The organism is Nocardia acidivorans NBRC 108247, from assembly GCF_001625085.1.
Taxonomy (GTDB): domain Bacteria; phylum Actinomycetota; class Actinomycetes; order Mycobacteriales; family Mycobacteriaceae; genus Nocardia; species Nocardia acidivorans.
In genome coordinates this window covers 25,824-45,865 of sequence record NZ_BDAW01000069.1, presented here as the reverse complement: position 1 = coordinate 45,865, position 20,042 = coordinate 25,824, and the positions used below count along the sequence as shown (strand labels likewise).

23 protein-coding genes are annotated in these 20,042 nt (G+C 67.1%); 13 read left to right on the top strand and 10 right to left on the bottom strand.

The features are described from left to right. Together NA10_RS29005 and NA10_RS29000 are read left to right on the top strand one after the other, a co-directional pair. A partial coding sequence (locus NA10_RS29005; RefSeq protein ID WP_067573615.1) for a transglycosylase SLT domain-containing protein occupies positions 1 to 385 on the top strand: 385 nt, incomplete at its 5' end. A 209-nt stretch (positions 386 to 594) separates the two neighbouring features. Continuing rightward, entirely contained in the window at positions 595 to 1,647 is a 1,053-nt protein-coding gene (locus tag NA10_RS29000; protein WP_084515384.1) for a mechanosensitive ion channel family protein, read from the top strand. A gap of 160 nt (positions 1,648 to 1,807) precedes the next feature. Here NA10_RS29000 and NA10_RS28995 read toward each other — a convergent pair whose 3' ends face one another. Next, positions 1,808 to 2,152 carry a DUF6401 family natural product biosynthesis protein gene (locus NA10_RS28995; RefSeq protein WP_067573599.1) on the bottom strand — a complete coding sequence of 115 codons (345 nt, stop codon included), beginning with the start codon at positions 2,150 to 2,152 and terminating at the stop codon, positions 1,808 to 1,810. 170 nt (positions 2,153 to 2,322) lie between these two features. Between NA10_RS28995 and NA10_RS28990 the strand changes: the two genes are divergently transcribed. Next, on the top strand, positions 2,323 to 3,078 hold the full coding sequence (locus NA10_RS28990; protein WP_067573597.1) for an alpha/beta fold hydrolase: 756 nt from the start codon (positions 2,323 to 2,325) through the stop codon (positions 3,076 to 3,078). A 65-nt stretch (positions 3,079 to 3,143) separates the two neighbouring features. Here the strand turns inward: NA10_RS28990 and NA10_RS28985 are convergent, their stop codons facing one another. Further along, positions 3,144 to 4,319: an acyl-CoA dehydrogenase family protein gene (locus NA10_RS28985; RefSeq protein WP_067573595.1), complete on the bottom strand. Its 1,176-nt coding sequence runs from the start codon at positions 4,317 to 4,319 to the stop codon at positions 3,144 to 3,146. A gap of 238 nt (positions 4,320 to 4,557) precedes the next feature. On the opposite strand from NA10_RS28985, the gene NA10_RS28980 reads away from it, so the two are divergent. After that, positions 4,558 to 5,703, top strand: coding sequence for a cystathionine gamma-synthase (locus tag NA10_RS28980; RefSeq protein ID WP_067573593.1), 1,146 nt, complete (start codon positions 4,558 to 4,560; stop codon positions 5,701 to 5,703). 204 nt (positions 5,704 to 5,907) lie between these two features. On the opposite strand, the gene greA is transcribed toward NA10_RS28980, so the two are convergent. Further along, the gene (greA, locus tag NA10_RS28975) at positions 5,908 to 6,402 is read right to left on the bottom strand and encodes a transcription elongation factor GreA (protein ID WP_067573613.1); all 495 of its coding nucleotides are present in this window, start codon (positions 6,400 to 6,402) and stop codon (positions 5,908 to 5,910) included. A 248-nt stretch (positions 6,403 to 6,650) separates the two neighbouring features. After that, positions 6,651 to 7,067: a DUF4307 domain-containing protein gene (locus tag NA10_RS28970; protein ID WP_067573591.1), complete on the bottom strand. Its 417-nt coding sequence runs from the start codon at positions 7,065 to 7,067 to the stop codon at positions 6,651 to 6,653. Positions 7,068 to 7,222: 155 nt separating this feature from the next. On the opposite strand from NA10_RS28970, the gene mca reads away from it, so the two are divergent. The 3 genes from mca (at position 7,223) to NA10_RS28955 (ending at position 9,291) form a co-directional block, all read left to right on the top strand. Then, positions 7,223 to 8,104: a mycothiol conjugate amidase Mca gene (gene mca, locus NA10_RS28965; protein ID WP_067573589.1), complete on the top strand. Its 882-nt coding sequence runs from the start codon at positions 7,223 to 7,225 to the stop codon at positions 8,102 to 8,104. Then, entirely contained in the window at positions 8,104 to 8,370 is a 267-nt protein-coding gene (locus tag NA10_RS28960) for a hypothetical protein (RefSeq protein ID WP_067573611.1), read from the top strand. The genes mca and NA10_RS28960 overlap by 1 nt, the downstream gene beginning before the upstream one ends. Before the next feature lie 75 nt (positions 8,371 to 8,445). Continuing rightward, positions 8,446 to 9,291, top strand: a complete 846-nt coding sequence (locus tag NA10_RS28955; RefSeq protein WP_067573587.1) for a helix-turn-helix domain-containing protein — start codon at positions 8,446 to 8,448, stop codon at positions 9,289 to 9,291. 31 nt (positions 9,292 to 9,322) lie between these two features. Here NA10_RS28955 and NA10_RS28950 read toward each other — a convergent pair whose 3' ends face one another. From NA10_RS28950 to NA10_RS28930, 6 genes are all read right to left on the bottom strand, one after another. Next, positions 9,323 to 10,282 carry an ADP-ribosylglycohydrolase family protein gene (locus NA10_RS28950; protein WP_245677974.1) on the bottom strand — a complete coding sequence of 320 codons (960 nt, stop codon included), beginning with the start codon at positions 10,280 to 10,282 and terminating at the stop codon, positions 9,323 to 9,325. A 326-nt stretch (positions 10,283 to 10,608) separates the two neighbouring features. Next, on the bottom strand, positions 10,609 to 10,752 hold the full coding sequence (locus NA10_RS37165) for a hypothetical protein (RefSeq protein ID WP_157556796.1): 144 nt from the start codon (positions 10,750 to 10,752) through the stop codon (positions 10,609 to 10,611). A gap of 164 nt (positions 10,753 to 10,916) precedes the next feature. Continuing rightward, positions 10,917 to 11,231 carry a DUF1048 domain-containing protein gene (locus tag NA10_RS28945; RefSeq protein ID WP_067573585.1) on the bottom strand — a complete coding sequence of 105 codons (315 nt, stop codon included), beginning with the start codon at positions 11,229 to 11,231 and terminating at the stop codon, positions 10,917 to 10,919. Position 11,232: 1 nt separating this feature from the next. After that, a complete protein-coding gene (locus NA10_RS28940; RefSeq protein ID WP_067573583.1) occupies positions 11,233 to 11,589 on the bottom strand; it encodes a DUF1048 domain-containing protein in 357 nt (118 codons plus the stop codon). Further along, a complete protein-coding gene (locus NA10_RS28935) occupies positions 11,586 to 11,894 on the bottom strand; it encodes a PadR family transcriptional regulator (RefSeq protein ID WP_067573581.1) in 309 nt (102 codons plus the stop codon). The genes NA10_RS28940 and NA10_RS28935 overlap by 4 nt, the downstream gene beginning before the upstream one ends. Before the next feature lie 352 nt (positions 11,895 to 12,246). Further along, entirely contained in the window at positions 12,247 to 12,876 is a 630-nt protein-coding gene (locus NA10_RS28930; RefSeq protein WP_067573580.1) for a TetR/AcrR family transcriptional regulator, read from the bottom strand. Positions 12,877 to 12,972: 96 nt separating this feature from the next. Between NA10_RS28930 and NA10_RS28925 the strand changes: the two genes are divergently transcribed. The 6 genes from NA10_RS28925 (at position 12,973) to NA10_RS28905 (ending at position 19,900) form a co-directional block, all read left to right on the top strand. After that, positions 12,973 to 13,755 (top strand): SDR family NAD(P)-dependent oxidoreductase, encoded by a 783-nt coding sequence (locus NA10_RS28925; protein ID WP_245677973.1) that lies wholly within the window; start codon positions 12,973 to 12,975, stop codon positions 13,753 to 13,755. A gap of 61 nt (positions 13,756 to 13,816) precedes the next feature. Further along, positions 13,817 to 14,479, top strand: coding sequence for a hemerythrin domain-containing protein (locus NA10_RS28920; RefSeq protein WP_067573576.1), 663 nt, complete (start codon positions 13,817 to 13,819; stop codon positions 14,477 to 14,479). Continuing rightward, positions 14,476 to 15,897: an MDR family MFS transporter gene (locus NA10_RS28915; protein ID WP_067573574.1), complete on the top strand. Its 1,422-nt coding sequence runs from the start codon at positions 14,476 to 14,478 to the stop codon at positions 15,895 to 15,897. Before NA10_RS28920 ends, NA10_RS28915 begins: the two co-directional genes overlap by 4 nt. A gap of 552 nt (positions 15,898 to 16,449) precedes the next feature. After that, entirely contained in the window at positions 16,450 to 17,091 is a 642-nt protein-coding gene (locus NA10_RS38310; protein ID WP_218021606.1) for a hypothetical protein, read from the top strand. Continuing rightward, positions 17,088 to 17,483 (top strand): hypothetical protein, encoded by a 396-nt coding sequence (locus NA10_RS38305; protein WP_218021605.1) that lies wholly within the window; start codon positions 17,088 to 17,090, stop codon positions 17,481 to 17,483. Before NA10_RS38310 ends, NA10_RS38305 begins: the two co-directional genes overlap by 4 nt. A gap of 320 nt (positions 17,484 to 17,803) precedes the next feature. Next, a complete protein-coding gene (locus NA10_RS28905) occupies positions 17,804 to 19,900 on the top strand; it encodes a thioredoxin domain-containing protein (protein ID WP_067573572.1) in 2,097 nt (698 codons plus the stop codon). Positions 19,901 to 20,042 lie beyond the last annotated feature (142 nt).

The following is a 20,042-nucleotide window of genomic DNA, read 5'->3' as shown; positions in this document are numbered from 1 at the left end:
GCCCGCGCCGATGCCCGCTCCGGCTCCGGCCGAGGTGCCCGCCGCGCCGCCCGCCCCGTCCTACCCGGACAACCTGGATGGCTGGATCCGTCAGGCGCTGGACATCATGTCCGCCCACGGCATCCCCGGCAGCTACGACGGCATCCTCCGCAACGTGCTGCGCGAATCCAGTGGCAACCCGCAGGCGATCAACCTGTACGACTCCAATGCCGCCATGGGCATCCCGTCCAAGGGCCTGCTCCAGGTGATCGACCCGACCTTCAACGCGTACCACGTCCCGGGCACCTCGACCGACGTCTGGGATCCGGTCGCCAACATCGTCGCCGCGTGCAACTACGCCGCCGCGCGCTACGGCTCGATGGACAACGTCAACAGCGCGTACTGAGCCGGCCCCGGTAAGACCCCGTCAGAGCCCTCCCCGAGCATGTGCTCCGGGAGGGTTTCGGTTTCCGGTCGGCAATGTCTGGCAAATCACAGGCACCCGATTTGGCAACTATTTCGCAAACTCGCGATTCCGGTGATCGGCCGCGGGGTATAACCGCCCTGGAGCAAGTTCCGGCAACCCGGCCGGAACGGATAGCGAAGGGACGGGGTATGCACACCTCGAGTTTGGCTATCGATTTCCAGCAGGGGCTGTCGAACGCGTGGAGTTCGGTCGCCACATTCGTACCGAAGTTCGCGGGCTTTCTGGCCATCCTGATCATTGGCTGGCTGATCGCCAAGATCGTCGCCCGGCTGGTGACGCGAATTCTGCATCAGGTCGGCTTCGACCGACTGGTGGAGCGTGGCGGTGTCAAGGACATGCTGGCGCACAGCAGCTACGACGCGGTCGGCATCATCGCCAAATTGGCTTACTACGCAATCCTTTTGATCACTCTGCAGCTGGGATTCGGTGTGTTCGGGCCGAATCCGATCAGCACCATGCTCGACGGCGTCGTCTCCTGGCTGCCGCGGCTCGCGGTCGCGATCGTCATCGTCTGTGTGGCGGGCGCCATCGCCAGCGTGGTGATGGACATGATCGCGAATATGCTCAGCGGACTCTCGTACGGCCGGATGATGGGTCGTATCGCGGCCGTATTCATCTGGGGCGTAGGCATTATCGCGGCGCTGAACCAGATCGGGGTCGCCACCTCGGTCACCATGCCGATCCTGATCACGGTGCTCGCGGTGATCGGTGGTGTGCTCGTAGTCGGTGTCGGCGGCGGTCTCATCAAGCCGATGCAACAGCGCTGGGAAGGCTGGCTCGAGACCATCGAGAGCGAAATGCCCGAGGTGAAGGGTCACGCCGAAGCCTTCCAGCGTGGCCGTGAGGATGCCGCACGGCAGCGCGAGTCCGCGCAGCATCAGGCGATGATGGCGCATCAGGGTGCGGGCGGTCAGCGCGCCATGGGTGGCCAGCAGTCGCCTCCCGGAAAATGGGCCGACCAGTCGACCGGTGCGCCCGGGCAGAACCCGCAGGGCTATTCGAGGCAGAGCCCCCAGGGCTATGCGGGAAACGGCCCGCAGGGTTATTCGGCACAGAGCCCGCAGGGTTACGGTAGCCAGCCCGGATACGGGCAGATGCCGCACGGTGGGCAACAGCCGTGGCAGTCCGGTCAGCAGCCGGGTCAGATGCCCGGCCGCGGCGGTCAGCCCGGAATGCTCTGACCCGTAACCCGGAATGCTCTGACCCGTAAGACGAAACACAGCGGCCCGCGTACCAGATACGCGGGCCGCTGTGTTTCTGCTATTACGTGAATATCGTTGTGTGCCAAGGCAATGCGCCGATCGGCTGCGGGCGGGCCGATATGCCCGCCGGAGCGAGTGTCTACTCGCCGCGGGCGAGCGTGCAGACCGCGGCCAGGCGCAGGTGCACCCATTCGGCGGACTGCCAATCCTCGGAGTCGTACGGGGCCTGTAGGCCGGTTTCGCGCAGATCCTCCAGCAGGCCGCGGGCGTAACCGGCGAGCAGCACGCTCACCGGGACGGCGCTGGAATTCTCCACGCCCACTTCGAGAATGTCGCGAACGGCGGCGGCATGCTGATCGACCGCCGCGGCCACACCGGGAAACTCGCGCATGGCTTCGACGGCCGGAGCTCCGTGTGTGCGCTGCAGGCGGTTCAAAGTCTTACGCGCCGAGACGACGAGCAACGCGGAGCCGGGCAAAAACACCTGGTCATGCTAGCAATTCCGGTACGGGTCCGGCACCGCCTGTGAGATATCGCGCACCGCGCACTCGCGCCGCGAATCCGGGCGGAGTTACTAGAACACGTTACTGTTAGCGCCGCCTGATGCCTCGAATGTGGCTCGGGGCAGGCGAATTCACAGGGAGGGGCCGCATCGTGCCGTTCGTCACCACCGATGACGGAGCGAAAATCCACTTCACCGATACCGGCGGCGCGGGACCGGTGTTGTTGCTGCTGCACACCATTTTCATGGACGCCGACATGTGGGAGGGGCAGCGCGACCTGCACCCGGACTACCGGATCATCGCCGTCGACGCGCGCGGCCACGGCCGCACCGAAGATCCCGGCACCCCCTTCGACTGGTGGCGACTGGCGTCGGACTGCTGGGCGGTCCTGGACCACCTCGGCATCGACACCCTCGTCGCCGGCGGCGTCTTCCAGGGCGGCGGCATCGCCATGCGCATGGCCGTGCGGCAACCCCGGCGCATTCGCGGCCTGATCCTGATCGGCAGCAGCGCCAAGCCCTACAGCGGCGAGGAACGTGCGGGCTATAGGCGGATTCTGCTCGAGACCTGGGTGCTGGGCGACGGCCCGCTCGAGGAACTGACCGAGCCGATCTCGGCACAGATGATCGGCGGCGCCCGCGAGCAGCGCGCGCCCTGGCTGGAGAAATGGGCCGCCGATCGCCGCCGGCCCGAGGGCGCGGTGCGCAGTCTGATCGAACGCGAAAGCACCGTGGACGTGGTCGGCGGCATCACCGTGCCCGCCCTGCTGATGTGCGGTATCGGTGATGCCACGCACGGGCCCGCGATCCAGCAGGAGCTGGCCGGTCAGCTGGGCGGCCCGACCCGGATCGAGGTCATCGACGCCCCGGGCGCCTGTCACGCCGTGCCCTACACCCACCCGCACTGACCAACCCGATCATTCGCGAATGGCTCGAAAACCTTCCCGCGGAGTGACTTTCGCAGTGAACTCGGTCAGCGGAACGCCTTGGATCCGGTGAGCGCCTCGCCGAGCACGAGCTGATGCACCTCGGCGGTGCCCTCGTAGGTGAGCACCGATTCGAGGTTGTTGGCGTGCCGAAGCACCGGGTATTCCAGGCTGATTCCGTTCGCGCCCAAGATGGTTCGGCATTCCCGTGCGATGGCAATGGCCTCGCGGGTGCTGTTCAGTTTGCCCGCGCTGATCTGTTCGCCGCGCAGCACACCGCGATCCTTGAGTCGCCCGAGATGCAGTGCCAACAGCTGGCCCTTGCCGAGTTCGACCGCCATATCGGCCAGCTTGGCCTGGGTGAGCTGATAGGCGGCGAGCGGTTTGTCGAACACCTCCCGGGTGCGGGCGTAATCGATTGCGGCGGAGAGGCAATCGCGGGCCGCGCCGAGTGCGCCGAAGATGATGCCGAAGCGGGCTTCGGAGAGGCAGCCCAGCGGTGCGGCGAGGCCGCGCGCCTCCGGCAGCATGGCATCGGCGGGCAGTCGCACGCCGTCGAGTGAGAGTTCGGCGGTGACCGAGGCGCGCAGGGAGAGCTTGCGGTGAATCTCGTTGGCGGTGAATCCCGGTGTGTCCGTGGGTACTACGAAGCCGCGAATGGTGTCGCGCTCACCCTCGCGGGACTGCGCCCACACCACCGCCACATCCGCGACGGATCCGTTGGTGATCCACATCTTGGCGCCGTCCAGAATCCAGTCGTCCCCGTCTCGCCGTGCGCGCGTGCGCATTCCGCCCGGATTGGACCCGAAATCCGGTTCGGTCAGGCCGAAACACCCCAGCAGCTGACCCGCCGCCATCCCCGGCAGCCAGCGCTGCTTCTGCTCCTCGGAGCCGTACTTGTGGATCGCGGTCATGGCGAGCGACCCCTGCACCGAAACCATGCTCCGCACACCGGAATCCACCGCCTCGAGCTCCATACACGCCAGCCCGTACGCCGTCCCCGAGGTGCCCGCGCACCCGTACCCCTCCAGATGCATCCCCAGCAGCCCGAGCTTGCCCAGCTCCGGGGCCAACTCCCGAGCCGGGAACGTCCCCGCCTCGAACCAATCCGCGATATGCGGCCGCAACCGCTCGGCCGCGAAATCCCGTACGGTATCCCGAATGGCCCGCTCCTCATCGCTGAGCAGGGAATCGATGGCGAACAGCTCGTCTACGGTGACCATGCCCCCAGCCTAAGCGCGCGTGCCCGCTCTCCCCGCGTACTCCGTTCTCGATATCCGCTGCAGGGCTTGAACGCGGACGTGCCTTCGTCATCCCCGCTGGCGTTCGACCGAAATCCACACCCGCGGCGAAGCGTCCGCGCGGCGGATTTCGGTCGGCTTCCGGCGGAGCGTTCTGCCGGGGAACACCCGCGCCCGGCCCGGCGTTTAGGGCGAATATGCAGCGACTTAGGCTTACGATATGAGCGATCAGCTGGGTTTCTCCACACGGGCCGTGCACGCCGGGTTCGATCCGGACCCCCAGACCGGTGCGGTGAACGTGCCGATCTACGCGAGTTCGACCTTCGCCCAGGACGGCGTCGGCGGGATGCGCGGCGGGTACGAGTACGCGCGCACCGGTAATCCGACCCGCACCGCACTGGAGGCGAATCTCGCGGCGCTGGAGTCGGGTACGTACGGCCGGGCCTTCTCCTCCGGTATGGCCGCGACGGACTGTGCGCTGCGCGCGAATCTGCGCCCCGGCGATCACCTGGTCATTCCGGATGACGCGTACGGCGGCACCTTCCGTCTCATCGACAAGGTGTTCACCCAGTGGGGCATCGAGTACTCGGTGGCGCATGTGAACGATCCGGACGCGGTGGCCGCGGCCATGCGGCCGAATACCAAGCTGGTGTGGATCGAGACGCCCACCAATCCGCTGCTGAATATCGGCGATATCTCGGCGCTGGCCGAGGTGGCGCACGCGGGCGGCGCGAAGCTGGTGGTGGACAACACCTTCGCCTCCCCGTACCTGCAGCAGCCGCTGCTGCTGGGCGCGGATATCGTGCTGCACTCGACCACCAAGTACCTGGGCGGGCATTCCGATGTGGTCGGCGGTGCGCTCATCACCAATGATCAGGAGCTGGACACCAAGTTCGCGTTCCTGCAGAACGGCGCGGGCGCGGTTCCGGGTCCGATGGACGCGTTCCTGACCATGCGCGGCATCAAGACCCTGGCCCTGCGCATGGACCGGCATTGCGACAATGCCGAGACCATCGCCGAATTCCTCTCCAATCACCCGAAGATCGCGCAGGTCATCTATCCGGGCCTGCCCGAGCATCCGGGTCACACCGTCGCGCAGAAGCAGATGCGCCGCTTCGGCGGCATGATCTCGGTGCGCGTGCACGGCGGAAAGGAAGCCGCCCTGGACTTCTGCGCCCGCACCAAGCTCTTCACCCTCGCCGAATCCCTCGGCGGCGTGGAATCGCTCATCGAGCATCCGGGCGCGATGACCCATGCCTCCACCGCCGGCTCGGCCCTCGAGGTCCCCGCCGACCTGGTCCGCCTCTCGGTCGGCATCGAGGACATCAGCGACCTGCTGGCCGACATCGAGCAGGCTCTCGCCTGACGCTCAGCATGAGAAGAACGAAAGCGCCGCACCGGAATTCCGGTGCGGCGCTTTCGTCTGTTGCGGGGCGGGACAACTGATTTCGCAAGTTCGGAGTAACTCCCCGGGTACCCCCGAAATCGGTGTCGCGCGTAACCGCTCCTACGCGTTCCCAACGGTCAACGGCCCTCAGCCGTGCGCCGAAGTCGCGGAGAGGCGGGAGAGCTAGCTGTGGTACGGCTCCGCGCTGACCAAGGTCACCTTCATGGTGTTGCCGTTGGGCAGGGTGTATTCGCGGGTCTCGCCGACCTTCGCGTTGATGAGGGCGCCGCCCAGCGGGGAGGCGGGGGAGTAGGTCTCCAGGTTGTCGCCATTGAGGCCCTCTTCGCGGGTGGCGATGAGGAAGGTCTCGGTATCGCTCTCATCGCCGTCGTAGTAGACCTTGACGACGGAACCGGGCAGCGCGACGCCGGACTTGGTCGGGGCGACGCCCACCTTGGCGTTGTTCAGGAGTTCCTGCAGCTGGCGAATGCGCGCCTCCTGCTGGCCCTGCTCCTCACGCGCCGCGTGGTAGCCGCCGTTCTCCTTGAGGTCGCCCTCTTCGCGGCGTTCATTGATTTCGGCCGCGATGACCGGACGGTTGGCAATGAGGACGCCGAGTTCGCTCGTGAGCCTCTCGTGCGACTCCGGGGTCAGCCAGGTCACGTTCGTCTCAGTCATCTCGATCACTCCCTAGTAGTTGTCCCCGACGCGTGTCGGGATTTCCCTGAAATCCGTTGTTCACACCTGCCCGAGGGCGGACATGACAACAGCGGACAGCCAGAGCCATCCTGGGGGAGGTTCCCGACAGCGCCGGCCGTCAATGCAGCAAACACGGCTCCGAACCCCGGAACCGTGTGTTGAGCTATTTTAGCACGATTCGCAAAGATGCAGGTAGAGGCATCAAAGCGGGTCGCGTACCGGACTTTTCACCCGGCGCGCAGATACGCCGGCACATCATCGGTGCAGGCGTAGACATTGCCCGCGCCGGCGCGGGCGGTGGTCTTGATCGTGGTGGTGAGCCGGACGGTGCCGCTGTCCGAAGCCGGGATGAGCACCTCGCGGCGGCCGACCTCTTCGCTGTCCGCGGTCATGGCGCGAACAATACAAACGACCGGTTTGCCTGGATCCTTGCGGGTCACCTTGAAGTCGACCTCGACGGTGGCGTCGTCGACCACGGTGTACCCCAGTCGATCGGGTTCGATGTCCTTGGGGCCGTACTGCTTGTAGCCGACATAGGAAACGACCAGACCTGCGATTATGACCACCGCGCCGATCGCGAGCATCATCCAGCGCGGGGTCTTGCGCCGCGCCGCGCCGTACCGCCCGGCCGGTCTTTCGCTCATGACAGGCCCCTCCCGGGGGGTAGGTCGGAACAAACGATGGTCGGATGGAACTATAGGGAATGGAGATCGGACACCCCCTGCCTGGACCTGGCGGAGAGCGATGAGGTGAAAACAGTGATCGGTGAGGTGAACGAGAAGTGAGTGGTCTTCGCCTCATGGCGGTACACGCGCACCCCGACGACGAATCCAGCAAGGGCGCGGCCACGACCGCGCGCTATGCGGCCGAGGGCAATGAGGTCCTGGTCGTCACCCTGACCGGTGGCGAACGCGGTGACATCCTCAACCCGGCCATGGACACCCCCGGTATCAAGGACAACATCTCCGAGGTGCGCAAGCAGGAGATGGCGGCCGCCGCGGACGTGCTCGGCGTCGAGCAGCTGTGGCTCGGCTTCGTGGATTCCGGTCTGCCGGAAGGGGATCCGCTGCCGCCGCTGCCCGAGGGCAGCTTCGCGCTGGTGCCCCTGGAGGAGGCCACCGAGGCGCTGGTGCGTGTGGTGCGGAAATTCAAGCCGCACGTCATGACGACCTACGACGAGATGGGTGGCTATCCGCACCCGGATCACATCATGTGCCACCAGGTTTCGGTCGCGGCCTTCGAGGCGGCGGGCGATCCCGAGCGCTTTCCGGACGCGGGCGAGCCCTGGACGCCGCTGAAGCTGTACTACAACCACGGTTTCAGCCTGGCCCGGCTGGAGATCTTCGCCGACGAGTACGAGCGGCGCGGTGAACCCTTCCCCATGCAGGAGTGGATGGACCGGATGCGCGGGTACGCCCGCGATCGCGGCGACATCATGGGCCGGGTCACCACCCAGATCGAATGCGCCAAGTACTTTCCGCAGCGCGATGACGCCCTGCGCGCGCACGCCACCCAGATCGATCCGAATGGCGCGTTCTTCGCCATCCCGATCGAATTGCAGCAGAAGTTGTGGCCGACCGAGGAGTTCGAGCTCGCGAAGACCCGGGTGCGCACCGCCATTCCGGAGACCGACCTGTTCGCGGGGATCGACGACGCTGATACCGAGGACTTCGACCGATGATGCTCACCCTGCTCGCCCAGGCCCAGAACAACGCGCCCACCGGACCGGAGTTCGGTAAGGCGTCACCGCTGGGCCTGGTGATCGTGCTGGTGCTGCTGGTCGGCACGGTGCTGCTCGTGGTGAGCATGAACCGGCATTTGAAGAACCTGCCCGCCACCTTCTCCCCGGAGCATCCGGAGCCGGATCAGGAGGCGGACGAGGGCACCGAGCGCAGCGTCATCAAGCAGGAGCAGGAAACCGTCAAGCCGGAGTCCTCCACCAGCTGAACCGTTTTCAGAACGGCCAGTCCGCGCGTTCGCCGGCCTCGCCGGCGATTTCGTACCGGTCGTAAGCTGGGTGGTATGCCCGTGGAGCCGTTCCGGATAGCGGGGGCCGAGGTGGAGATCGCGGTCCCGGTGCGGTCCGGTGGTGTACCGGGGGTGAGTATGGCCGGGTTCCGGGGCCGGGCGATGGAGTGGGTGGACCTGCAGATGGTTCCGTACCCGGCGTTGACCCTGTTCATCGATCTCGGTGACGATTTGATGCTCGACGAGGCGAATGGCGCACGGACACACGGCAGTAGCGTGGTCGGCTTCGGCACGGTCGGGGCGCACGGGGGCGGGCGGGATATCGACCTCATCCAGGTGCGGTTGTCGCCGGTGGCGGCGCATTCCGTGCTGGGTGTGTCATCCGGTCTGTCCGGGCGGGTGGCGCCGCTGGACGCGCTCTGGGGCCGCGGAGTGGAAAGCCTGCGCGAGCGATTGCATGCCACCCGATCGTGGGACGAACGTTTCGCGATCATTGCCGACCTGTTGACCGCCCGGGAGCGGGCGGGGCGGGCGGTCGATCCCGAGGTGGCGTTCGCGTGGCGGCGGATCATGTTGAGCCACGGCGGGATTCGCATCGATCGGCTCGCTGACGAGACGGGTTGGAGCCGGAAGCGATTGTGGTCGCGCTTTCGATCCCAGATCGGTCTGACACCGAAATACGGCGCACAGCTGGTCCGGTTCGACTGTGCGGCGCATCGCCTGGCCGCCGGGCACAGTGCTGCCCGGGTCTCGGCTGAGTGCGGCTATGTCGACCAATCCCACTTCCATCGCGATGTCATGGCCTTCACCGGCCTGACGCCCAAGGCGCTCGCCGTCGCGCCCTGGCTGGCGGTCGATCCGCTCGCCTGGGCCGCCCCGGCCTACGCCCCGCGAACCTGACCGGGATACCCCGGGCGCGCCGCGCGATGGATCAGCTTGTGCCGGACAGCCACCGGCGCAGGCGAGCCGAAGCCGATTTCGCGCGCGGCCGGGGCCGGGTCTGATCGAGCCAGGCGGGCAACGGTTCTCGCGCCGCCACCCAGGCCGGCGGCACCCCGCCAGCCCCGATTCCGGTGTGGGCGGCGACGATTCCGCCGGCAATGGCGCTCGTGGTGTCGGTATCCCCGCCCGCCCCGACGCAGGTGGCGACCGCGGACCGGTAGTCGCCGAGATATGTTGCCGCGACCCAGATCGTGAAGGGCACGGTGTCCTGTGCGGTCACCCGAATACCGGTGCCGAGCTCCGCGGTGACCTGTTCGACCGGTGCGCCGAGCAGGGCGCGGGCGCGGTGGATCAGCCGGGCGGTATCGCCCCCGTCCAGCCGGTCGAGCACCGCGGTGATGAATTCCGCGGGTGTGGGCCGGGTTTCGGCCATTCGGGTCTGCGCGGCGGTCGCCGCCGCGACGGCGACCGCGACGGCGCCGATGACACCCTCGCGATGCCAATGCGTCACCTGTGCGGACCGAACCGCCTCGGCCACAACCCTTTCCATATCCCCGGCGTAGAACGCGCCCAGCGGTGCGACCCGCATGGCCGCCCCATTGCCGCACGACCCCTGCCGGTCGAAGGCCGCCGCGGACACCTCCCGCCAGGGCACACCGCGCCGGATCCGCCCCAGCGTGTCCACCGTCATGAACCCGTAGTCGCGCCGACCGTCGAACCGCTCGGCAAAGGCGGCCGCCAGCCGATCCTGATTGATCTCACCGTATTCGCGCAGTTCGCCGACCACGGTGCAGGCCATCTCGGTGTCGTCGGTCCACTCCCACCGCCCAGCCGGAAGATCACCGTCGGCCAGCTCCGTGAGCGGCCGCCCCAGCACCGGGAATTCGGCCCCCACCGCATCCCCGATGGAGAGACCATCGAGCGAATCGAGCATCAGATCGATATGCATCGCGTCCGATCGTAGCCGCGGTCGGACATCATCGTGCCGTCCGATCGGGTGGCGAGCGCGCGGTGAGCGGTTGGTGAGGGCGGATCACCGCCGAGCCCACCGATTCCAGTCCGGCGCTCTCGCACGGTGAACTGCTCCCCGGACTCGATGACGCGGTGGTGGAGAACTTCGTACCGCTCTTCGCCCAGGAGCTGGGTGAGCGGGCCCCGCTGGCGGCCGGATTCGTCGGCGCGGCGGCATCTTTGGGCTGGACGCCGGCGCAGGTGGTCAGTGCGGGCGCAGCCCTCTCCGGCGTACTGGTGAACCTCGGCGATTCCGCGCGGGCTTCACCGCGCCTGTTGGAGCTCGGCCTTGCCGTCATCGCCGCACTCGGTGCGCTGGCCGCCGTCGCCGCGCACCGTTCGGCCGCCCGTACCGCCGTGCGGCGGGGCGGTGTACTTCATTGTCGAGCCGAATCGCGACCAGCTCACCGAACTGGCCACTCTCCTGGCGACCGGCGCCATCCGGCTGCCCGAGGCCGTCGTCCACCCCGCTTGCCGAGGCGCGGAAAGCCTTCGCGGACAGGGAAAACGGCGTTCCGGGGAAATTCGTGCTGCGGCACCGGCCCTGACCGTCCCGCGCGGATTCGACGGGATTACTTCTCGCCCTTGCCGAGTGAATCCTGATAGATGTCGGCGTAGGTGGGGGAGTCCTTGATCAGGTCGTCGCAGAAGGCCGCGACGTCGGCGCCGGTCAATTCGATGACGCCCTTGCCGTTGTCGACGCCCTCCTCGAAGAAGTCGAGGATTCCGGAGAGCAGGCCGCCATCGGCGAGATCGACCGGGCCGACCTTGAAGAAATACTTCTGCATTTCCTTGTAGACGATCTGGTAGTCGGGCGGGAGTGCCTTGATTCGCGCCATATGCGCGCGCCACTCCCGCTTACCGTCGATCATGTCCCGGATTCCCATGTCATGCTCCCAACCGGCCGAGTTTGCGCGCCACATTGTCGTTCAGCTCCTCGCGCCATTTCTCGCGAAAGCTCTTGACCCCTTCTTCACCGGCAATGGCCGCACAGAAGCCCGCGATGTCATCGCCGACCGCCTCGCCTACGCGCTGGCCGTCCGCCGCGGTTTCCTCGAGCAGGCCCAGCACGCCGTCGAGAATCGGCATCAGATTGCGGCCCGAGAAGTCTCCATACGGTGCGAGTTGGATTTTGATCTGCTCCCACGCGGTTTGGTATTCGGTCGGAAGTACCCGGGCGCGAGCCTCGAATCCCTGGTACTCCCTGCTGAGATCACTTCCCGTGACCTTCTCCCAGAAACTCATTTCCTTATTCCCTCGAGTTCATTGATGCGCGCCGAGACGTACTTCCATTTCGCCCAGAATGTCGCGAGCTCCGCACGCCCGGCATCGTTGAGCGCGTAGAACTTTCGCGGTGGCCCGACGCCGGAGGGGCGCTTGGAGACATCGACCAGCCCGTTCTTCTCCAGGCGGATCAGAATGGCGTAGACCGTCCCCTCGATGACATCGGCGAATCCGAGTTCATTGAGTCGGCGCGTAATGGCGTAGCCGTAGGTCTCATCGTTGTCGATGATCTGGAGTACGCACCCCTCCAGCGTGCCCTTCAGCATTTCCGTCAAATTGTCCGTGGCGTCCTCCTGCCCTCCGCACTATTCAGTGCTACTGACTACCAGTAGACTGTAGCACAGAGTAGTGGTCGCCCGCGGTGATCAGGCCGCCGCGGCCTCGGCGGCGCCGAGCACCGGCCGCCACGCCGCGGTCACCGGGATCCGGCGGGTCAGCGTCTGTCCTTCGGCGGCATCCCCGTTGGCGTGCAAACCTGGATTCTGCGCGCGGCCCCCGAATCCGCCGAATCCGCCGTCCCAGCTTGCGCACCCGTACCTGCCTTGTCCGGCAACCGGTTTCGGCTTCCACCGGCCCCTGAATCGCATATCCCGTGAGCAGCGACGGGCGGCACCCGGCTCAATCCGCCGCCACGTCGCTTTCCTCGACTCCCAGCACGGTGGCCGCCAGGCCGGTGATCACGGGGACGGCGGCGAACAGGTCGCCGTCCGGTCCGGCCATGGTGTCGAAGGTTTCGAAGCTGGTGAGGGCCAACAGAATACGGACACGCTGGGTGGTGTCCGGCGCGGGCGCGGCACCCTCGGCGAATCGGGCGGACAGCACCGCCAAGCCCTCGCGACGGCGCTCGTCGCGGGCACTGATCACCGCGTGGACCTCGGCATCGAGGGCGGCCAGGGCGCGGAGTCGGCGCATGGCGGGGCGGTCGGCTTGCCAGAATCGGGCGAAGCAGGTGATGAATTCGGCGAGGGCGGCGCGGTGGTCGGGGTTGGTGAATGCCTTGACCAGTTCGGAGAGACCGCCCGCTACCGCGAGATCATCGCAGACCGCTTCCAGCAGACCGGTTTTCGATCCGAACTGGTAGTAGACCGTGGCGCGGGAGACATCCGCGCGCTTGGCCACCGCGTCGAGGGTGAATCCGTGATAGTTGTCGGTCTCGCCCAGCAGTGCCCGGGCGGCATCGAGAACCTGGCGGCGGCTCTGCTCGATCTGAGCGGTGCGCTTGCCCAGGTTGTACTGGCGGGGACTCATGAGCGTTGACATTACCGGGTGCGGCTGATTTATTCATACACACCGTCTGACTAAATTAAATCGCATGGGACACCGTGCGGGCGAAGGGACAGTGGTGTGACTACTCGGGACCCTGTAGTGCCGGCCGACCATCCGGATCTGGCGGGCAAGACCGCCGTGGTGACCGGCGGTTCCCGTGGGATCGGCGCGGCCACCGCCGCCGCGCTGGCCCGCAACGGCGTCGCGGTGGCGGTGGTGGGCCGCGACCGTGATGCCTTGGACGGCGTCGCGACCTCGATCGCCGATGCGGGCGGCCGGGCCCTCGCGGCCGTGGCCGACTGCACCGCCCAACCCGATCTGGACCGGTTGCGGGCGCTGGTGCTGGATCGATTCGGCGGGGTCGACATCGTGATCGCCTTCGCCGGTGGTTACGGCCAACCCGTGCCGTCGATCGAGGAGAACGCCGAACATTGGCGGCACGTCGTGGATTCCGACCTGACGGCGGCCTTCCTGACCATCTCGACCTTCCTGCCGGACCTGACCGCTCGTCGCGGCACCGTCGTGACCATGGCGTCCTCGGCGGCCCGGCAGGCCACCCGGGCCGCCGCCGCCTACGCCGCGGCCAAATCGGGTGTGGTGGGAATGAGCCGCCATCTGGCCAAAGAACTCGCACCGCAGGGTGTTCGGGTCAACTGTGTCGCGCCCGCCATGATCGAACACGAGCGCGTACGACATTCCATATCCGACGAACAACGGCAGCAGCTGACGCGCGGCTTCCCGCTCGGCCGGCTGGGCACCCCCGACGACGTCGCCGCCGCGACGCTGTTCCTCGCCTCCGCCGCATCGTCCTGGATCACCGGCATCACGCTCGACATTGCGGGCGGCTCGGTCATGCCGTGAGCCCCGGTACTCGAACCTGCTGTAGCACAAAGATTTTCACCGATAGCGAGTGCGAAGAGCCATGGATAATCACAGACCTGCCACCACGATCGACTTCTTCGGAATGTATCTGGCCCACGACGCCTTTATGCGCGACCTGATCCGCCTCACGGCCGCCGTCGCCGAGAATCGCCTCACCGAACCCTCGGTGCGGATCGGCTGGGAGACCTTCCGGCGTCAACTCGACCGCCATCACAGCACCGAGGATCACGCGCTCTGGCCGCTGGTGCGCACCACCGTCACCGACCCCGCTGACCTGGCGATTCTCGACGACATGGAGGCCGAGCACGAAGGCATCGAGGACCTGCTGGGCAAGGTCGAACACGGTATCGCCACCGCGGACGGCGGCCCCGGACCGCGGTCCGATGTGGACGCATTGGCCGCCGCGCTCGATACGCACTTCACCCATGAGGAACAGCTGGCGCTACCGCTCATCGACCGCACCGTCGGCCCGTCCGGATGGGCGGCCTTCGGTACGGAAATGCGCAAACGCAATGGAATTCGCGCCGTCACCGAGTACCTGCCGTGGGCACTGGACGATGCGCCCGCCGAGGCGCGGGCCAAGATGCTCGGCTTCCTGCCCGCTCCGATCCGCGTCCTCTACCGCTATGTGCTCGAGCCCGGTTATATCCGCCCGCGCCGCGGCTGGTTGTCACCGGATATCGATGAGGGACAGAACAAATGACACAGGCACCCCCGGCGTCGACCGACTTCGACCCGGCACTGCGCAAGCTCGTGACCGTGGTCGTCCTCGGCGCGATCATGACGATCCTGGACGCCACGATCACCACCGTTGCCGTGAAAACCCTCGGCACCGAGTTCCATGCCTCGCTCACCGCGATCCAGTGGGTGCTGACCGGATACACCCTGGCACTGTCGGCCAGTATCCCGCTGACCGGGTGGGCGATCACCCGATTCGGTCCCAAGGCCATGTGGATCGTCTCGCTGCTGCTGTTCATCACCGGATCCATCCTGTGCGGAATAGCTTGGAACATAACGGCTCTCATCGTCTTTCGGGTGCTGCAAGGCTTCGGCGCCGGGATGATCCTGCCGATCGGGCAGACGATGCTGGCCCGCGCCGCCGGACCCGCCCGCATGGGGCGCGTGATGAGCGCGGTCGCGGTGCCCGCGATGCTCGCCCCGGTGCTCGGCCCGACGGTCGGCGGCCTGATCCTGGGACACCTGTCCTGGCGGTGGATGTTCTTCATCAACATTCCGCTGTGTGCGATCGCGGTGCTCGCCGCGATGCGGCTGCTGCCCGCCGATCCGGTCCGCGACCCCGACGCCAGGCTCGACCTCCTCGGATTGGCTTTGCTGTCACCGGGTTTGGGCGCACTGGTGTACGGCACCGCGCAGGCGGGCAGCGGTAGGAGTCCGACCGACATTCGCGTCGCCGCGCCCGTGCTGGCCGGGGTCGCGCTGGTCGGCTGCTACCTCTGGCACGCGCACCGCAGGGGTGACACGGCGCTGGTCGACGTCCGGCTGCTACGGAATCGGAGCTTCGCCGCGGTCAACGCGATGATGTTCCTCTATATCGGCACCATCTCCGGCCTGATGGCGTTGCTGCCGTTGAGCTTTCAGATCGTCGACGGCGACAGCCCGCTGCGCTCCGGAGCGCTGGTCGCGCCGCTCGGAGTGGGCGCGATAATCACCACGCTCATCACCGGCAAGCTCAGCGACGCATACTCCCCGAGACTTCTGATCCTCGCCGGACTGCCGGTGGCCCTGCTCGGCATCGTCGGCCTCACCCAGATCCACCCGAACACCGGCGAAATCCTGATCATGACAATGCTGTTCGTGATCGGCCTGGGGCACGGCATGGTCATGCCCGCGGCAATGGGCGCCAGCTACGAAACCCTGCGCCACTCCGAAATCGCTTCGGCCACAACAGCTACCAATGTCGGCCTGCGTGTCGGCAGCTCCTTCGGCGTGGCCGCCCTGCTGGTGCTGATCCAGCGCGATCAGCAGTCCCAACCCCCCGACCTCGATTCATTCACCCGAACGTACTGGTACGCCCTCGTGATCGCCGCCGTCGCGGTCCTGCCCGCGCTGCTGCTCCCGGCCCGCCGGGGCGGTTCGCGAGCGATCCCGGCCAGCGGATAGATCAGCGGGAACGTCGCCCTGCGACCCAGTATCGGCACGAAACCCGCCGGTCTGTCGGATACCCGCCGCTTCATGGGAACCCTCCCGTTGCTGCTCGGCGACGAGCGCGATCGGCGGCCGACCGGCCACTGCCGTACATCAGGATCCTAGTTCTTTTCTTGGCAGGCAAGCGTTTCCGGCCGAACGGAGGTCGGCGGTGGCTGCGCCGCGAGATCGCGATCGAGCGGGCGCGGTGCCGTGTGATGCGCCCGCCCGTGTGCGAGGCCGAGCGCTGCGGGCGGTGCAGCCGGTCGTGCTCATGACTTCGGCTGTGGATGACCTAACCAAGTTGTGCGGCAAGCAGATTCGCATCGTGGAGGTATAGGCCGCCACATCGCGGAGCGGGCCGTCAGTGCGGCCCGGAGGAGTGCGACGCCAAACAAGACAGCGGGCAGCCGAATGGACGAGTGTTCCGCCGGGTGCGGGGGTGCTGCCGGTGTCGAGATTTAGAGCCGGGCGACATGGGTCGATCTCTCGCCTCTGCGCTGGCCGGTTCGGCGCTAGTACAGTCTGATGTCCATGTCGTCCCTGTGCTCCGAAACACGCCTTGCCGCATATGGTTCCGTCGCGACGTCCCTGGCTTTGCTCAGCGATCTCGCGTTGCAGCAGGCGCTGGACGCCGCGGAGCCGGTCGGATCGGGCATCGGCGGGAAGTCGGTGTTGTTGGAGGTCGCCGGGAGGCCGGTGTTCGTCAAGCGGGTACCGCTGACGGACTTGGAACTGCGGCCCGAGAACGTCCATTCCACGGCCAATCTTTTCGAACTACCGATGTTTTGCCACTACGGCATCGGCGGCCCGGGGTTCGGAGCGTGGCGCGAACTCGCCGCGCATGCCATGACCACCAACTGGGCGCTGGCGGGTGAGTTCGCGGGAGTCCCGCTGATGTACCACTGGCGCGTTCTGCCGGATACGACGCCGCTGCCCCAGGAGCTGGCCGATGTCGATCGGGTCGTCGAATACTGGGGAGGCGGGGCACAGATCCGACGGCGACTCGAGGAGCAGCGCTCGTCCTCGGCGAGCCTCGCGCTATTCCTGGATACATCCCACGGAACCTATTCGACTGGCTCGGTGAGCAGCTCCGGGCCGACGGTGCGGCCGCTGACCGCGCGTTGGCCATGGCGGATCGGGACCTGGCGGCAGGTCTCGCGTTCATGAACGCCAACGGCCTGCTGCATTTCGACGCACACTTTCAGAATCTGCTCACAGACGGCGAGCGCCTCTACTTCGCAGACTATGGACTGGCGATCTCCTCCCGGTTCGAGCTGGCGGCGGACGAGCTCGCCTTCTTCGAGCGGCACGTGAACTACGACCGCTGCTACGCCGCGATGTACACGGGGCAGTGGCTGGTGACCGAGCTCTTCGGTCTCGGTCGTGATCAGCGCGAGTCCCGCCTGCGTGCGTACGCGTCAGGCCAGGCGCCAACTGGGATCCCGGAGACCGCCGCGGCGATGCTCATCCGCGACGCGCCCGTCGCCGTCGCAATGACGGACTTCTTCAATCTGCTCCGTTACGAGACCAGGCGGGCGCCATACCCAGCAGGGCTCTGATCCGGTCGGCCGAACGGCTCCACCCGGTTCCGGTGAGCCAGGCGGACGGACCTCGAACCGGATGCCGCCCGGCCGCATGATCGCCCGAAGGGCGTCGACTCGGGAGCCGGGGCCACCGAAGATCGCAGGCTGAGCGCCTCCGAGCGCCGTCCGGATCGGTTGGCACAATGATGATGTAACTAGTCCTGTGTGATGGCGCATTAGTAGGAACGGGGGCGGATGGTAGGTGCCGTGGCGGCTGTGCGCCCGTGTACCGTTCGCCCCTGCGCGGTAGTGCGTGGGTCACGCTGTGTGCTTACCGGGCGTGGGAGGCTGGAACCGTGAACCAATTGGCTGGTGCGACATCGCCTTACTTGCGTCAGCATGCTGACAATCCGGTTGATTGGCGGGAGTGGGGTGCCGGGGCGCTGGCGGAGGCGGCGGCTAGGGACGTACCGATTCTGTTGTCGATCGGGTACGCGAGTTGCCATTGGTGCCACGTGATGGCGCATGAGTCGTTCGAGGATGCGGAGACGGCCGCGCTGATGAACGCGAACTTCGTGTGTATCAAGGTGGATCGGGAGGAGCGGCCCGATCTGGACGCGGTGTACATGAATGCCACCGTGGCCATGACCGGGCAGGGCGGGTGGCCGATGACCTGTTTCCTGACGCCTGCGGGGGAGCCGTTCTATTGCGGGACGTATTACCCGAAGACGGCTCGGCAGGGGATGCCCTCGTTCACGCAGTTGCTGACCGCGGTCACCGATACCTGGGTGAATCGGCGGGGTGAGGTCGAGCAGGCGGCGGGGCAGGTGGGGGAGGCGTTGCGGCAGCAGACCGCGGGGTTGCCGGAGAGCAGCAGCCGGTTGACCGCGAATCTGCTGGATCATGCGGTGGCCTCGATATCGAAGGACCTGGATCCGCGCCACGGCGGGTTCGGCGGCGCGCCCAAGTTTCCGCCGTCGGCCTTGCTCGAGGGGCTGTTGCGCGATTATGAGCGGACCGGCGACTCCGCTGTGTTGCAGGCGGTTTCGTTCACCGCCGAGGCCATGGCGCGGGGCGGGATCTATGACCAGCTGCGGGGTGGGTTCGCGCGGTATTCGGTGGATGCCGCCTGGGTGGTGCCGCATTTCGAGAAGATGCTCTATGACAACGCACAGCTGGTGCGGGTGTATTCGCATCTGGCGCGCCGGGGCCAGGACGGACAGGATGCGCCCTGGCGGGATCCGCTGGCCGCGCCCGACGCCTCGGAACCGCTGGCGCTCAGGGTGACTCGGGAGACCGTCGAGTTCCTGCTGAACGATCTCGGTACCGCGCAGGGCGGATTCGCCTCGGCGCTCGACGCCGATACGCATCTGGAGCCGGGGCAACCCGGTGTCGAGGGCGCCACCTACGTCTGGACTCCGGCGGAGCTGAACGGTGTCCTCGGTGCGATCGACGGAGCTTGGGCCGCAGCGGTTTTCGGCGTCACCACAGCGGGAACCTTCGAACACGGCACGTCGGTGCTCACCCGGTACGCCGATCCGGAGGACGCGGAGTACGAGCGTCTCGAACGCGTCCGGGGCATGCTGAGCGATGCCCGGGAACGACGGCCGCAGCCCGAACGCGACGACAAGGTGGTCACCGCCTGGAACGGTATGGCGATCACCGCGCTCGCCGAAGCCGGTGCGGCACATCTGAATCCGGTGTGGATCGCCGCCGCGGAGAATTGCGCGCGCTTCCTGCTGGACACCCATGTCCGGGACGACCGCCCCTGTCGCGCCTCGCTCGGCGGTGTCGCCGGGACCGCGCCGGGCGTCCTCGAGGACTACGCCTGGCTCGCACTGGGACTGCTCACCCTGCACCAAACCAGCAGTGGCGATTGGCTGGCGCGGGCGCAGCGGATTCTGGACGCCGCCATCACGCACTTCGCCGACCCGGAGACCCCGGGCAGCTGGTTCGACACCGCCGACGACGCGGAAACCCTGGTCACCCGCCCCCGCGATCCGATCGACGGCGCAACCCCCTCCGGCACTTCGGTTCTCGCCGACGCACTGCTCACCGCCGCCGCGCTGAGCGATCCGGAGCAGGCCCTGCGATACCGCGAGCTGGCCGATCAGACCCTCGCCCGCGGCACCGTCCTGCTCGCCAAAGCCCCACGCTCGGCGGGACATTGGCTCGCGGTGGCCGAAGCCGCGCTGCGCGGTCCCATCCAGGTGGCGGTGTCCGCCGGTGATGCCGATCTGGACGGCTGGGCGGCCTGTCTACTCACCGCCGCGCGCGTGGCGGCCCCCGGCGGCACCGTGATCGTCTCCGGAGACCAGGACTCCCAGCCCCTGCTGGCGGACCGCCCACCGGTGCACGACCTGTCGGCCGCCTATGTCTGCCGGGGCTCGGTCTGCGATCTGCCGGTCACCACGCTGGCGGAGGTGCGCACGGCGCTGCGGCCCCCGGTCTGAGCTGGACTGCCACCTCGGGATAGATCCACCGAAAGCCGTTGGGGCGTAAGTGGTGTGGATCCCGACCACAAGCATGCCGGCGAAGGTGAGTGAGTCGTCATCGATGACTTTGGGCCGTCCGCCGTGGTTGCCTTCGGAGCGC